13 protein-coding genes, 1 tRNA gene and 1 pseudogene are annotated in these 12,788 nt (G+C 72.8%); 10 read left to right on the forward strand and 5 right to left on the reverse strand.

Translation table 11 applies throughout. From position 1 onward, the window contains the following. The first annotated feature begins 10 nt into the window (after nt 1–10). The 4 genes from ABD249_RS12110 to ABD249_RS12125 all read left to right on the forward strand — a co-directional run bounded on the left by ABD249_RS12110 (nt 11) and on the right by ABD249_RS12125 (nt 3,829). Nucleotides 11–952 (forward strand): DMT family transporter, encoded by a 942-nt coding sequence (locus ABD249_RS12110; protein ID WP_344343880.1) that lies wholly within the window; start codon nt 11–13, stop codon nt 950–952. After that, the gene (locus ABD249_RS12115; RefSeq protein ID WP_344343882.1) at nt 949–2,214 is read left to right on the forward strand and encodes a glycosyltransferase; all 1,266 of its coding nucleotides are present in this window, start codon (nt 949–951) and stop codon (nt 2,212–2,214) included. Before ABD249_RS12110 ends, ABD249_RS12115 begins: the two co-directional genes overlap by 4 nt. Before the next feature lie 23 nt (nt 2,215–2,237). After that, a tRNA-Ile gene (locus tag ABD249_RS12120) sits at nt 2,238–2,311 on the forward strand. 249 nt (nt 2,312–2,560) lie between these two features. After that, complete coding sequence (locus ABD249_RS12125) at nt 2,561–3,829, forward strand: MFS transporter (RefSeq protein ID WP_344343884.1); 1,269 nt, start codon at nt 2,561–2,563, stop codon at nt 3,827–3,829. Nucleotides 3,830–3,859: 30 nt separating this feature from the next. On the opposite strand, the gene ABD249_RS12130 is transcribed toward ABD249_RS12125, so the two are convergent. Continuing rightward, nucleotides 3,860–4,693 carry a transposase gene (locus ABD249_RS12130; protein WP_344343886.1) on the reverse strand — a complete coding sequence of 278 codons (834 nt, stop codon included), beginning with the start codon at nt 4,691–4,693 and terminating at the stop codon, nt 3,860–3,862. An 80-nt stretch (nt 4,694–4,773) separates the two neighbouring features. Between ABD249_RS12130 and ABD249_RS12135 the strand changes: the two genes are divergently transcribed. After that, nucleotides 4,774–5,178: a hypothetical protein gene (locus ABD249_RS12135; RefSeq protein WP_344343888.1), complete on the forward strand. Its 405-nt coding sequence runs from the start codon at nt 4,774–4,776 to the stop codon at nt 5,176–5,178. Between the two features lie 7 nt (nt 5,179–5,185). Here ABD249_RS12135 and ABD249_RS12140 read toward each other — a convergent pair whose 3' ends face one another. The 3 genes from ABD249_RS12140 to alr form a co-directional block, all read right to left on the reverse strand. Then, a complete protein-coding gene (locus ABD249_RS12140) occupies nt 5,186–6,574 on the reverse strand; it encodes a dihydrolipoyl dehydrogenase family protein (protein ID WP_344343890.1) in 1,389 nt (462 codons plus the stop codon). A 552-nt stretch (nt 6,575–7,126) separates the two neighbouring features. After that, nucleotides 7,127–8,047 (reverse strand): D-alanine--D-alanine ligase family protein, encoded by a 921-nt coding sequence (locus tag ABD249_RS12145; RefSeq protein WP_344343892.1) that lies wholly within the window; start codon nt 8,045–8,047, stop codon nt 7,127–7,129. After that, entirely contained in the window at nt 8,038–9,156 is a 1,119-nt protein-coding gene (alr, locus tag ABD249_RS12150) for an alanine racemase (RefSeq protein WP_344343894.1), read from the reverse strand. The genes ABD249_RS12145 and alr overlap by 10 nt, the downstream gene beginning before the upstream one ends. Nucleotides 9,157–9,271: 115 nt before the next feature. Here alr and ABD249_RS12155 point away from each other — a divergent pair, with 115 nt between their 5' ends. Continuing rightward, nucleotides 9,272–9,748, forward strand: coding sequence for a T6SS immunity protein Tdi1 domain-containing protein (locus ABD249_RS12155; protein ID WP_344343896.1), 477 nt, complete (start codon nt 9,272–9,274; stop codon nt 9,746–9,748). A gap of 45 nt (nt 9,749–9,793) precedes the next feature. On the opposite strand, the gene ABD249_RS12160 is transcribed toward ABD249_RS12155, so the two are convergent. Then, complete coding sequence (locus ABD249_RS12160) at nt 9,794–10,399, reverse strand: class I SAM-dependent methyltransferase (protein WP_344343898.1); 606 nt, start codon at nt 10,397–10,399, stop codon at nt 9,794–9,796. A gap of 89 nt (nt 10,400–10,488) precedes the next feature. On the opposite strand from ABD249_RS12160, the gene ABD249_RS12165 reads away from it, so the two are divergent. From ABD249_RS12165 to ABD249_RS12180, 4 genes and pseudogenes are all read left to right on the forward strand, one after another. After that, complete coding sequence (locus ABD249_RS12165; RefSeq protein ID WP_344343900.1) at nt 10,489–10,956, forward strand: YybH family protein; 468 nt, start codon at nt 10,489–10,491, stop codon at nt 10,954–10,956. 108 nt (nt 10,957–11,064) lie between these two features. Then, nucleotides 11,065–11,622, forward strand: a complete 558-nt coding sequence (locus ABD249_RS12170) for an RNA polymerase sigma factor (RefSeq protein ID WP_344343902.1) — start codon at nt 11,065–11,067, stop codon at nt 11,620–11,622. Beyond that, nucleotides 11,619–12,425, forward strand: coding sequence for a hypothetical protein (locus tag ABD249_RS12175; protein ID WP_344343904.1), 807 nt, complete (start codon nt 11,619–11,621; stop codon nt 12,423–12,425). Before ABD249_RS12170 ends, ABD249_RS12175 begins: the two co-directional genes overlap by 4 nt. A gap of 176 nt (nt 12,426–12,601) precedes the next feature. Then, a pseudogene (locus tag ABD249_RS12180) lies at nt 12,602–12,788 on the forward strand (hypothetical protein); the annotation flags it as partial.

Here is a 12,788-nt window from a genome sequence, read left to right on the forward strand (position 1 = left end):
CTGTCGAGGGGTGCGACTGGCCGACATCACCGATCTGACCGACCAGATCTCGCTGACCCCGCTGCAGGCGCTCGGCATCCCGATCGCGATCGTCGGAGCCGTCGTGCTGTCGCTCGGGACGCAGTTCCAGCACCGCGGCGTCTCGATGGTCGAGGGCAAGGCGAGCCAGTCGGGTGCGTCGATCGACCTGCACCAGCTGGGCATGCTCGTGCGCCGCCCCTCGTGGGTCGTCGGCACCGCGATGCTCGGGCTCGCCGCGCTGATGCAGCTGTGGGCGCTCTCGCTCGCGCCGCTCATCGTCGTGCAGCCGCTCGGCGCCGTCGCGCTCGTCATCACCGCGATCGTCAACGCCCGCATCGCGCGTCACCGGCTCGACTCGCCCACGATCAACTCGATCCTCTTCTGCCTCATCGGCATCGGCATCTTCGTCGGCGTCGCGGCGGTGTTCGCCGTCGAGCACCCCATCAGCGACCGGCAGCTGCTCACGGTCCTGTGCCTGCTCGTCGTCGTCGGCATCGGCCTGGGGCTCGCGTGGTGGCGCTGGCGCAATCGTGCGAGCGCGATCTTCTACGTCATCGCCGCAGGCGTGCTGTACGGATTCGTCGTGACGCTCATGAAGGTCGTGCTCAACCGCATCACGACCGGCAACTTCGAGTGGCTCACGATCGTGTGCCTCGTGGGCGTCGTCGCCGCGCTCGTCTTCGGCGGGTACTTCGTGCAGCTCGCGCACGCCTCCGGCCCGCCGGACCTCGTCATCGCCGGCCTCACGGTCGTCGACCCGCTGATCGCCGTGCTCATCGGCGTCACCGTGCTCGGCGAGGCGGCGCAGACGCCGCCGTGGGCCCTCATCGTCTTCGCCCTCGCGGGCGGGCTCGCCGTCTTCGGCGTGTTCCAGCTCGCACGGCATCATCCCCAGCTGCAGACCACGACCCTCTTGGAGGACGACGAGTGACGCGACCGCTCCGCATCGTCATCACGGGCGACACCTTCGCCCCGGACGTCAACGGCGCTGCCACGTTCGCGACCCAGCTCTCCGCTGGGCTCGCGCGCCGCGGCCACGAGGTGCACGTCGTCGCCTCGGCGACGGGGCGCGGCCGCCAGGGCACCCGCGTCGAGGAGCACGAGGGGGTGCGCTTCACCGTGCACCGCCTGCGCTCGCTCGGCTACCCGGGTCACGAGTGGCTGCGGTTCGCCGAGCCGTGGCGCATCGTGCAGAACGCCGGCTCGCTGCTCGACGCGCTGCAGCCCGACGTCGTGCACTTCCAGTCGCACCTCGTCGTCGGTCGCGGGTTCGCGGCGGCGGCGCGGTCGCGCGGCATCCGCCTCATCGGCACGAACCACATCATGTTCGAGAACCTCATGGATCACTCGAACGTGCCGGGCGTGCTGCAGAAGCCGGTGATCGGCGCGCTGTGGAGCGACGCGGGGCGCGTGTTCGGTCGCTGCGACGCCGTCACGACGCCCACGCGTCGCAGCGCCGACTACCTCGAGCGCATGGCGGGCCTCGACCACGTCCACGCCGTCTCGTGCGGCATCCGCGCCAGCGACTACACCGTGTCGCCGAAGCGCAACCACGGCACGATCGTGTTCGTCGGCCGCGTCACGAGCGAGAAGCGCATCGAGACGGCCGTGCGAGCCTTCGCGCGACTGCCGAAGGACCTCGACGCGCGCCTGGAGATCGTCGGCGGGGGCGACCTCATCGACCACCTGCGCGACCTCGCGACCGAGCTGGGCGTCGGCGACCGCGTCGAGCTCACCGGCCTCGTGTCGAGCGAGGAGCTGCGTGCGCGGCTCACGGGCGGCGAGGTCTTCGTCATGCCCTCGACGGCCGAGCTGCAGTCGATCGCGACCATGGAGGCGATGGCGTCGGGCCTGCCCGTCGTCGCCGCCGACGCCATGGCGCTGCCGCACCTCATCGACGGCAACGGCTTCCTCTTCGCACCCGACGACGACGCCGACCTCGCCGCGCAGCTCGAGCGCGTGCTGCGCTCGAGCGACGAGGAGTGGCTGCGCATGCGCCACCGCTCGCTGCAGATGGTCGCGGCGCACGACATCGAGACGACCCTCGACACGTTCGAGGCCCTCTACCGGGGCGAGGACGTCGTCGACCCCGACACCGAGCTGCCGCACCTCGAGACCGACTCGGGGCGCATCACGCTCGACGACGCGTCGTCGGACGCCTCCGGCGCCCAGCACGTCGACGAGTCGCGCTGACGAGCGTCGATAGGGTCGTTCGCGGGGCGGTAGCTCAGCTGGTCAGAGCAGCGGACTCATAATCCGTCGGTCACGGGTTCAAGTCCCGTCCGCCCTACGAGCGCGTCACGACTCCCGATTGAGGAAGGCGCCGATCGGGCGCCCATCGCATCGGGCGGATCGCACGCCCGCGCGACCGGCCGTGCGCATCGGCGGCGTAACGCTCGGCTGGCAGACGTCCCAGGCCGTCGGCCGCACCTCGGGCTCGCAGGTGCGGCTCGCTGTGGACAACCTCGGCGAATCCGCCACGCATCTGATCTGCTCGCGTCGTGGAGCACAGGAGCGATGCTGGCCGAGGGGCACGACCATGATCACGAGGCACATCTCGCTCGTGGCCCTCCGGCGCGCCCGTCGCTGGATGACCGCCGGCCTCGTCGTCTCCATCGTGGGGACGCGCGTGGTGGAGGGCGGCTCGGACGGTGCGGTCGCCGCCGACGTGCTGCCGGTCGTCTGGCTCGCGGTGTTCGCGACCGCAGGTCAGGGGGTGGGCTTCCTCGCGCCCGTGGCAGCGCGGGTGCTCGGCAGATGGAATCCCTCGACCGTCCTCGTCCTCTCGGACGTGGTCGAGGCGACGCTCTCGGTGCTCGCGCTCGGAGCGCTCGTGCTGCTGCCCGGCGCGGAGGTCGCGATCATCGCGGTCTACCTGCTCGCGTCGGCCGTCTTCCCGGCGGTCACCGACGTCGTGGAGGAGCTCTACGCGCAGCAGATCGCGCAGATGGACGTCGGTGAGGCGCTGACCTTCAACGCCTCGGTCTACTCGGTCCTCGGCTTCATCGGGCTCGTGCTCGCGATGCCGCTCGGGGCCTTCCTCGCCGGGCAGTCGTTCGTCGTCCTCGTCGGCGCGAACGCCGTGCTCTCGGCGATCGGAGCAGCGTTCAGGTCCGTCAGCTCGCGAGCGGTGCTGACCCCTCCGGTCCTGGAGCAGGATCTCGACGACTTCGGCGTGCTGGGCGCCCGCGTCTCCGCCCGCGCATTCTTCGGCGGCATGGCGGCGGCAGGCCCGGCGTCGCCGCTGCTCGGCGCTGCGATGCAGGCTGGCGCCACCGTCGCCGGCATCTTCCTCTACCTGTGGGTGGCATCCCGCATGCCGTTCAGCCCATCCACCGCGCTCGGGCTCGTGATCGTCGTGTTCGGAGTCGGAGCGACGATCGGACCGTGGCTCGCGCCGCTGCTCCGGCGTCTGCTCAGCGATCGGGCGAGCCTGAGCGTCACGTACCTGTACGGATGCGTCCTGCTGGCCGCCGGCATCGTCGTCGTGGTGGTCGTCCCCGGGGCGCAGGTCTGGCCGCTCACGCTGATCCTCGTGCTCCTGATGGCTCTCTTCTCACGATCGCGCAGCGTCCTCACCGCGACGATGCGGCAGCGCCACTACCGGGGCGCGCGATTCGCCAGCGTCATGGGGTGGGGGTTCGCGCTGACGGCGCTGGGCGACGTCGTCGGCAGCTGGACGGGAGTCGCCCTGCGGCTGGACGAGCACCCGGCGTGGGCGCTCGGGCTCTACCTGGCGGCGAGCCTCGCGGGGCTCGTCGTCACCGTCCGGCACAGGTTCCCCGCCGACGCGGCCTCAGGGCGATAGGCAATACGAGCGGATGTCGCTGATCGCGCCTCAGTCGAGCGCATCGCGCGCATGCGCGACCCTGCCCTCAGCCTCGGCGACGTGACGCGCGGCAGCCTCGCGCCGCTGCGCTGCGTCGCGACCAGCCTCCGTCGCCGACTCGAGCTCGCGTCCCAACCGGGCGAGGTCGCGCTGCAGGTCCGCGATGCGCTCCTCGAGATGGGCGACGCGCTCGACTGCCGTGGTCTCCTCGGACTCGGCTCGCCGCAGGTCGCGCTCCGCGTCGCTCGCCTCCTGCTCTGCGTCGCGCACCGCGCGCTCGGCCGCCTTGCGCGCGCGACGCTCTGCGAGCTGATCGCGGCTCGCACGAGGCGCAGCAGGGGGCGGCTCGCCACCCGCGAGCGCTCCCGCCAGGTCGACGCCCTCGAGCCCCACGGCCTCGAGCGAGCGCACGAGCCGACCGCTGGCGACCGCGCGCCCAGCCGACTCGTCGAGCATCGCTGCCGTGAGCGTGCGCTCGACCTCCTCACGAGCGGCGGCGCTGACGCCGACGCCGGCAGCCTCCGCGACGCTCGCCGCGTCGTCGGCCAGTCGCGCGACGAGCGTGCGCCGCTGCGTCGACAGCGCGCGCAGCTCTGGCCCGTCGAGGTCCTCCTGCGCCGCGCGCAACGCGTCCGCGAGCTCGAGCATGCGCGCGATCGACTGCGGTCGCTCGCGAGCGAAGGCGTCGACGGCCCACGCTGCGATCGACGGCCTCCTCAGCGCCTTGATGCCGCGAGCGAGCGCCACGTCGGTCTCCGCCTTCGCACGTGCGTCTCGAGCGGCCGTGAACTCGCTCGGTGGCAGCGCCAGCAGCGAGGCCGCCACGTCGTCGAGGTCGATCATGCATCCATCCTCTCGCCCCGCGCGGCTCGCTCGCGAGCGCGTCGCCGAGCCGCGCCGGCCGGTCCGGCTACGGTCGGCTCGTGCCGACGTTCATCCGCTTCCAGAGCATCGACCCGAACCGGCGGGGCACCTTCCCCGGCGTCTTCGCGCTCGTGAACGGCCTCGTGCAGGACGGGCGCCTGCCTCCGGAGGATGCCGCATGGGTCCGTCGTGCGAACGATCGCGCGAATCGTGCCTACGTCGACCCGTCGACCGTCGTGACGAGCTGCTACGACCCGGTCGCGAACCCCGGTGCACGGTCGTGGTTCCGTGCATCCGCGGCCGAGCTGCTGCTCCTGGCCGGCGAGTACCTCGACCTCCTCGAGAGGCACGGCGTCGGCTGGGTCGAGCTGCGCACGAGCACGCCAGGCAGGCTCGTGTACGAGGACGACGTGCAGGTCGTCGCCGTGCCGCACGCCTATCCCGACGACTGGCCGTTCGCGTGATGACCGGTCAGCGCGCCGCGAGCACCGCCCGCGCCGCCATGCCGATGATCGCCGAGTACGTCGGGTAGGCGAAGCGCACCTCGGCGAGGGTCTGCAGACGCACGCCGGCGGCCATCGCGGTCGTCAGGGCCTGCACGACCTCGACGGCGCTCTCGCCGACGGCGTGCGCACCCAGCACGGTCGAGCGCGACCGGTCGACGACCAGCTTGAGGAATCCCGCGTCGCGATCGTCGATCACCGCGCGGTCGAGCGCGTCGTACCGCACGGTCGCCACGACGCAGTCGGCGTCGCGCTCGCGCGCCTCGGCCTCCGTGAAGCCGACGCCCGCGTAGTCCGGATCCGTGAAGCCGCCCGCGGGCAGCAGCCGGTGCGGAGCGCGCACCGACGCGCCGAGCACCGCGTTCTCGGCCGCGGCCTCTCCCTCGAACTGCGCCGCCTGCACGAGCATGTCGCGACCGTTCGCGTCGCCGACGGCGAAGACGTGCGGCACGACGGTGCGCAGGTAGTCGTCGGCGGGGATGGCGCCGCGCTCGACCGTGATGCCGGCGAGGTCGAGCCCGAGGTCGGCGACGTCGGCGGGCCAGCCGGTCGCCATGATGACGCCGTCGACCTCGAGCGTGCGCTCCTCGCCGTCCTCGGTGAGCACGAGATCGATCGCACCGTCGTCCGAGCGCGACAGCCGCGAGACGCCATCGATGCCGCAGCGCACGTCGACGCCACGTGCGACGAACGAGCGGGTGATCTCCGCGGCGATGTCGGCATCCGACGCCATGAGGATGCGCGGCGCCAGATCGAGCAGGGTCACCTGCGCGCCGAACGCTGCGAGCACGGTCGCGAGCTGCGCGCCCGTGTTGCCGCCGCCGATGATGGCCACGCGGTCCGGCAGCGCAGGGAGGTCGAGCACCTCGTCCGGGAGCACCGCGAGCTCGGCGCCGGGGATCGGCAGACGACGCGCGTGGCCGCCGACGCACACGAGGATGCTGTCGCCTGCGATGCGGCGGCCGCTGTCGAGCTCGAGGGTGTGGGCGTCGACGAAGCGCGCACGCCCCTCCTGCACGAGGTCGACGCCCGCGGCGGCGAACCGCTCCGCCTCGCGCTTCATGGCCCGCACCTCGTCGACGCGGGCATGGACGCGGTCGACCATGACACGCCAGTCGAGCGACACGTCGCCCACGACGACGCCGTGCTCGTGCGCCGACCGGGCGTCGCGGATCAGGCGCGCTGCTCGCGCCAGCACGCGCGTGGGCACGCAGCCGGAGTTGACGCACGTGCCGCCGAGCCGGGCGGCCTCCAGCACGACGACCCTGGCGCCGAGGTCCGCGGCACGCAGCGCCGCTGCCGTGCCTCCTGGGCCGGCGCCGATGACGACGACGTCGTAGCGGTCGGTCTCGGGCATCGTGCTGCTCCTCGCTCGGGGGTCCCCTCCATCCTCGCCGCCTGCGAGCACGGAGGGAACCGCTTGCATGTCGGCGCCGGGGGATGCGCGCGTGATGGTGCTCGTCGTCGGGCCACCGCCGCGAGCACGGACCTGCCTGTCGACCCGCCGGCGCGGCCGGCGTCGAGCGCTCACATCCATCGTCGACTGGTCGCGTTCTGCGTCGACTGGTCACGTTTTGCGTCGACTGGTCACGTTCTGCGTCGACTGGTCACGTTCTGCGACGACTGGTCGCCCTCGGCCGAACACTGGTCACGGTTGCACCTCGGAGGGCCTCGATGAGGTGCAACGGTGACCAGTCAGCGTGCAGCAGTGACCAGTGCAGGTGCAACCGTGACCAGTCGGGGTGCGATCGTGACCAGTCGGCTTCGATCGTGACCGGTGCAGTTGCGGCTGTGACCAGTCCGGGTGGGATCGTGACCAGTCCAGGTGCGACGGTGACCAGTCAGGGTGGGTCCGGGCTCGAGGCTCCGTGCCCGGGTCGCCGCGCCGCTCCCAGACGACCCCGGCCGGCTAGACCGCGCCGCGCACGAGGCCGTCGACGAGGTCCTCGAACGGCACGCCCGCGTGGGCGAGCATCCTCGGCACCTGGCTGAGGCGCGTCATGCCGGGCATCGTGTTGACCTCGTTCAGCACCAGCCGGTCGCCGTCGACGAACCAGTCCACGCGCGCGATGCCCCGGCATCCGAGGGTTGCGAACACCCGGAGGGACTCGTGCTCGAGCCGATCCCGGATGCCCGGCGCGAGGCGGGCGGGCAGCACGAACGGCGGCTCGCCGTCGTACTTGGCGCTCGCGTCGAACACGCCGCCGGGCGTCCGCACGATCTCGAGCGGCGAGCCGACCCGCGCGACCCCGTCGAGCTCGACGACCGCGACGTCGACCTCGAGCCCACCGGCGTAGCGCTCGACGAGCATGGGGGAGACCGCGCATGCCGCCGCGACCTCGGCCGCCGTGTGAGCGACGAGGAGGCCGACGCTCGAGCCGTCGGCGAGCGGCTTCACCACCACGGGCGTGCCGAGCGACCGGACGGCGTCCTCCGCCTCCGCCGGGCTTGCGACGACGCGCCCCTCGACCGTCGCGACGCCGTGCGCCGAGACGACGGCCTTCGTCACGTCCTTCCGCATGCACACGGCGCTCGCCTCCACGCCGCAGCCGACGAACGGCACGCCGAGCGTCGTGAGGAACCCCTGCAACGTGCCGTCCTCGCCGCCGACGCCGTGCAGGGCGGGGAAGACCACGTCGACCTCAGCGAGCATCGCGACGAGCGACGAGGGCGCGACGGCCATCCCGCCGACCTGCCAGGAGCCGTCGCGACCGATCGTCGCGCGCACGACCTCGTGCCTGACCCCCAGCGCGTCGGCGACGGCTGCCGCGCTCGCGATCGACACCGCGTGCTCGTTCGAGACGCCACCGCCGACGACCATCACGCGCATGCCGCACCTCCCGTGAACGTCCGCTGCCATCTCGAGCCGAGATGCGTCACGATGTCATGCGCGATCGTGCCCGACCAGTCCGCCCATTCGCCGAGCGTGGGCGCCTGCGGCTCGGTGCCGACGATCGTCACGGGCTCGCCCGCCTCGACGCCGGCGTCGCCGACGTCGACGATCACCTGATCCATCGAGACCGCACCGACGATGCGAGCCCGACGGCCCCGCACGAGCACCTCCGCGCGCCCCGATGCGACGCGCGGGATGCCGTCGGCGTAGCCCACCGGGATCGTCGCGAGTCGTGTGCGACGCGTCGCCACCCACGCGTGGTCGTAGCCGACGCCCGTGCCTGCCCCGACGTCGCGGACGACGACCGCGGGTGCCGCGAGCCCGATGACGGGAGCGAGAGCGTCGCCACCCGCCGGGTCGATCCCGTAGAGGCCGGCGCCGACGCGCACGAGCTCGTACTCGGTGCCGACGTCCCGCAGCGCCGCGGCCGTCGCGGCGACGTGCCGCACCTGCGGCACGAAGCCGCGGCGCACGGCCGTGCGCACCGCGTTGTCGAACAGCATCCGCTCGGTGCGGTTGCGCGCGTCGTCGGGATGCGCCGCGTGGCTGAGATGGCCCATGACGCCCGCGGGCTCGAGCAGCCCGATGCGCACGAGCGCCCCGGCGAAGGTCACGAGCTCGCGCCACGCCTCGCGCGGTGCGCCGTCGCGAGCGATGCCGAGGTCGACGTGCAGGTGCACGCGAGCCGGGACGCACGTCGCTCGCGCGGCGGCGACGACGGCGCGCAGATGGGCGAGCGACGGCACCGCGACGTCGACGCCCGCGGCGACCGCCGGGCCGAAGTCGGCGGTGGGGGAGGCGAGCCACGCGAGCGTGCGCGCGCCCGTGCGCTCGCGCAGCGCGACCGCCTCCGCGAGCGACGTCGTGCCCAGCCAGTCTGCGCCCTGGGCGAGCAGGTGCGCCACGACGTCGCCGTGGCCGAAGGCGTCGGCCTTCACGACGGCGACGAGGCCGCGCGACCGACGGCGGAAGGCGCGCACGTTGGCGCCGAGCGCGTCGAGGTCGACGCGCAGCTCGGGCGTCGCGAGCGAGGTGCTGGTGGGCATGGCACCATCGTCCGCCGCGCCGCCACCGACGTCGTCGGCCGCGAGGTCGGGTCTCGTCATCCCTGCGGATGAGGCGTCCCGCCAGCATCCAGGTCACCGTCCTAGCGTCGACACCATGACGCATCAGTGGCTCGCCGACCTGCCTGGCTGGGCGCCGTTCACGTTCGCCGAGGAGCCCGCACCGACGGCGGAGATGCTCCCGACGTGGCCACGCCTCCACGAGACGTACCCGCTCGTCCACGCCTTCTCCCGGCTCGGGCACGTCGTGCTCTCCGACGCCGACGAGCGACGCTTCACCGTGCTCCACCCGCTGCAGGGCGGCATGAAGGGCTACGAGGCGGCGAGCCTCGAGGAGTTCCGTCGCACGGTGATCGACGACCTCGGATTCCAGGCGCACGTCTTCCCCGCCGACCTCGTGCGACCGGTCGTCGAGCGCCTCGGCCCCATCAGCGCCGACGACGTCTACGTCCCCGTGCCGTACCCGGTGCTCGGCGGCAGCGGCGCGCCCGAGACCTACTCGTCGGGCGACGTGTGGGTCTTCCTCGACATCGTCGGGCAGGTGTGGCTGCGGCAGCCGCCGGCTCAGCCCTGACCGGGATGCGCTGCAGCGACGGAGGCTGCGCCCCATCGCCAGCCGTCAGGCCATCGACGGACGCCGCTCCGCGATGATCGCGCCGACGGGACGCTGACCGCGCTCCTCCCGACCGTGCGTCTCGAGCACGTCGAATCCCGCCGCGGCCACGACCGCCCGCAGCTCCGAGGCCGGCCAGCGGTACGCGCGCACGACCGCGTGGTCGAAGGCCTCGACGGCGTCGCCGCCGAAGAAGCCGAGGACGAGCCGCCCGCCGGGGCGCAGCACCCGCGCGAGCTCGGCGATCGGCGCGGCGATGGCGTCCGGCTCGTGATGGATCGTCGAGAACCAGGACAGGACGCCGCCCAGTGCGCCATCGGGCTCGTCGATCGCGTCGATGCTCCGCACGTCGAACGGGATGCCGGGGTAGGACGATCGTGCGCGCTCGATGAAGGACGGCACGAGGTCGATGCCGCGCACGTCGAGCCCGAGCCCGGCCAGGTGGTGCGTCCAGTGCCCGGGACCGCATCCGGCGTCGAGCGCCCTCCCGCTCACCTGGGACGCCCACGTCTCGATTAGCTGCCGGTCCGACGGATGCACCGCAGCCATCGAGCCGAGCAGCTCGGCGTACTCGTCGGCGCGCGCGGCGTAGGCGGCGGTCGTGGTGGTCACCCCGCGAGGGTATCGACGCACGCAGGCCGTGACGCCCGGCGAGAGCGCCATCGCAGCGCGTCGCGCGCTCGACGCCGTACGCTGCGACGATGCCGTCGCCCCTCGATCAGCCCAGCTGGCACGACCCCTCTCGCGATGTCGCAGTCTCGCTCAGCGCCCCCACCGTCCAGCGATGGCTCGACGCCTACGTCGCCGCCTGGAGGTCGTATGACGAGCGCGACATCGCCGACCTCTGGTCGATCGACGCGGTCTGGCACTATCCGTTCGAGATCCGCGCGACCGGTCGCGCGTCCATCGTGGAGGAGTGGCTGCGCGAGCGCGATGCGTTCGCCGACGAGCAGTTCGATGCGAGGTACCACCCGGTGGCCATCGATCGGGACGTCGCCGTCGCGCACGGACGGACGGTCTTCCTCGCCGCTGATGGCGACGAGGTCGTGACCGCGTACGACAACATCTGGTTCCTCCGCTTCGACGCCGACGGCCGCTGCTCCGAGTTCCACGAGTGGTACGCCGGTCGTCCCGAGGATGAGCCGGACCGAGCGGTGCCATCGCGCTGATCCGCTACGTCGAGGGCGTGCAGCCGCGCGCATCGGGCCACTCAGCGACGACCCGGCTGCGACCTCGCGATGCGAGTCGGTAACGGGCGAGGTCATGCTGGACACGTCATGAGCATGGGACAGAGCGAGGTTCGCGCCGACGAGTATCGAGCGCTCTTCCGCGACGTGTACGACGACGCGGTGCGCTTCGCGATGCGCCGAGCGGAGCCGGACGATGCGGACGAGGCGGTCGCGATCGCGATGGCCGTGGCGTGGCGCCGGTTCGGCGACGCGCCGAGGTCGTTGGATGCGCGGCGCGCGTGGGTGTTCGGCATCGTCCGCAAGACGCTGCTGAACCAACGCCGCGGCACGGTGCGGCGCGCTGCCCTCGCCGTCCGCGTCGCCGAGCATGTCGAGCTCGCGCATCGGGACGACGTGTCGGCGGTGGAGATCCGTGCGGATCTCGCGGCTGCGTGGAGGTCGCTGTCCGCGCCGCAGCAGGAGGTGCTGGCGCTCGCAGTCTTCGAGCAGCTCGACGCCGGCGCCGCGGCTCGCGTCCTCGGCATCCTTCCCGGCACGTACCGCGTGCGGCTGTCCCGAGCGCGCAAGGCGCTCCAGGCCGCGCTCGCCGACCGACCCCGACCCGTCGTGCCCGCGAGGGCACCCATCCGCCAGGAGGCGTCATGACACTCGACTCGCAGCTCCGCTCCCTCGACGCCGCCGCCGGGCAGCCCGATGCGCGGCGGCGCGCCCGCGGCGCCTCGCTCGCCGACGGCATCGTCCACGCCGGCGACCATCGATCGCGCAGCCGGCGTGCCACGATGGCGTGGCGGGTGGGAGGCATCGTCGCGGCGGGCAGCCTCGTGGCGGCCGGTGCGATCCTGCTGCCCGGTCTCGGTCGGACCCTGCCGGCGGTCGCGTCGTGGACCGCCGAGGCCGGACCGGTCTCCGACGGCGATCTGGCCATCGCCGAGGACGCCTGCCGACAGCACCTCGCCTCCGAGGACGCGATCGACGCGGACACGCCCGTCGTCCTGGCCGAGCGCCGCGGCGATCTCGTCGGGCTGATCCTCTACGAGGCGTCGCCGGAGTCGCAGGGATCCTGCATCGTCGAGCTCCCTGCGGGCGCGTCGTCGGCGTCGGGGGTGCTGAGCGCCTTCGGCGGCCAGTCCGGCGACGCGCTGGTGCCGCCGCCGGGCGAGCTCATGGAGGGTGCGCTGGCGCAGTTCCGTGCCGCGGACGGAGAGGTCTCGCTCACCTCCGGCGCCGTCGGCGAGGGCGTCGTCGGCGTCGAGCTCCACGCCGGCGGGATCACGACCGAGGCGACCGTGGCGGATGGCCGCTTCGTCGCATGGTGGCCCGGCGCGGCGTTCGAGGACGCGGATCTGCCATCGGGACAGGACGGCCCTCGCGTCGTCATCACCTACGACCTCACCCTGAGCGACGGCACCGTGGTCACCGATGCCGACTCGTGGTTCCCCGGCCGGTAGCCGCGCGCGCAGCATCGCGACCGCCCGTGCCCCCGTGCGGTCGCGGGAACTCGACCCCATGTCACGAATCGGTCACGTCTCGACATCGCACCATCCGTCTGCCCCGCCACTGCGAACCCTCCACGTGATGCAGAGGCTGCGTCACTCCAAGACGAAAGGTGCCTCCGATGAAGATCATGAACAGCACGCTCGGCAAGAGCACCATCGGCGTCCTCGCCGCTGGCGCTCTCGCGCTCTCGATGGCTGCCTGCTCGAGCCCGGCCGAGGAGCCGGCGGAGTCCAGCGCCTCGTCCGAGGCGCCCGACCCGACGGCCGTCATCGACGACCTCGGTGGCGTGGACACGCAGGTCACGCTCGACCAGG

The organism is Agrococcus versicolor (assembly GCF_039531815.1).
Lineage (GTDB): Bacteria > Actinomycetota > Actinomycetes > Actinomycetales > Microbacteriaceae > Agrococcus > Agrococcus versicolor.

Excerpts from the sequence above, each read along its gene's own strand:
- ABD249_RS12125 (WP_344343884.1), top strand. The coding sequence starts at position 2,561 with ATGATCACGAGGCACATCTCGCTCGTGGCCCTCCGGCGCGCCCGTCGC.
- ABD249_RS12130 (WP_344343886.1), bottom strand. The coding sequence starts at position 4,693 with ATGATCGACCTCGACGACGTGGCGGCCTCGCTGCTGGCGCTGCCACCG.
- ABD249_RS12140 (WP_344343890.1), bottom strand. The coding sequence starts at position 6,574 with ATGCCCGAGACCGACCGCTACGACGTCGTCGTCATCGGCGCCGGCCCA.
- ABD249_RS12145 (WP_344343892.1), bottom strand. The coding sequence starts at position 8,047 with ATGCGCGTGATGGTCGTCGGCGGTGGCGTCTCGAACGAGCACGCGGTG.
- alr (WP_344343894.1), bottom strand. The coding sequence starts at position 9,156 with ATGCCCACCAGCACCTCGCTCGCGACGCCCGAGCTGCGCGTCGACCTC.
- ABD249_RS12155 (WP_344343896.1), top strand. The coding sequence starts at position 9,272 with ATGACGCATCAGTGGCTCGCCGACCTGCCTGGCTGGGCGCCGTTCACG.
- ABD249_RS12165 (WP_344343900.1), top strand. The coding sequence starts at position 10,489 with ATGCCGTCGCCCCTCGATCAGCCCAGCTGGCACGACCCCTCTCGCGAT.
- ABD249_RS12170 (WP_344343902.1), top strand. The coding sequence starts at position 11,065 with ATGAGCATGGGACAGAGCGAGGTTCGCGCCGACGAGTATCGAGCGCTC.
- ABD249_RS12175 (WP_344343904.1), top strand. The coding sequence starts at position 11,619 with ATGACACTCGACTCGCAGCTCCGCTCCCTCGACGCCGCCGCCGGGCAG.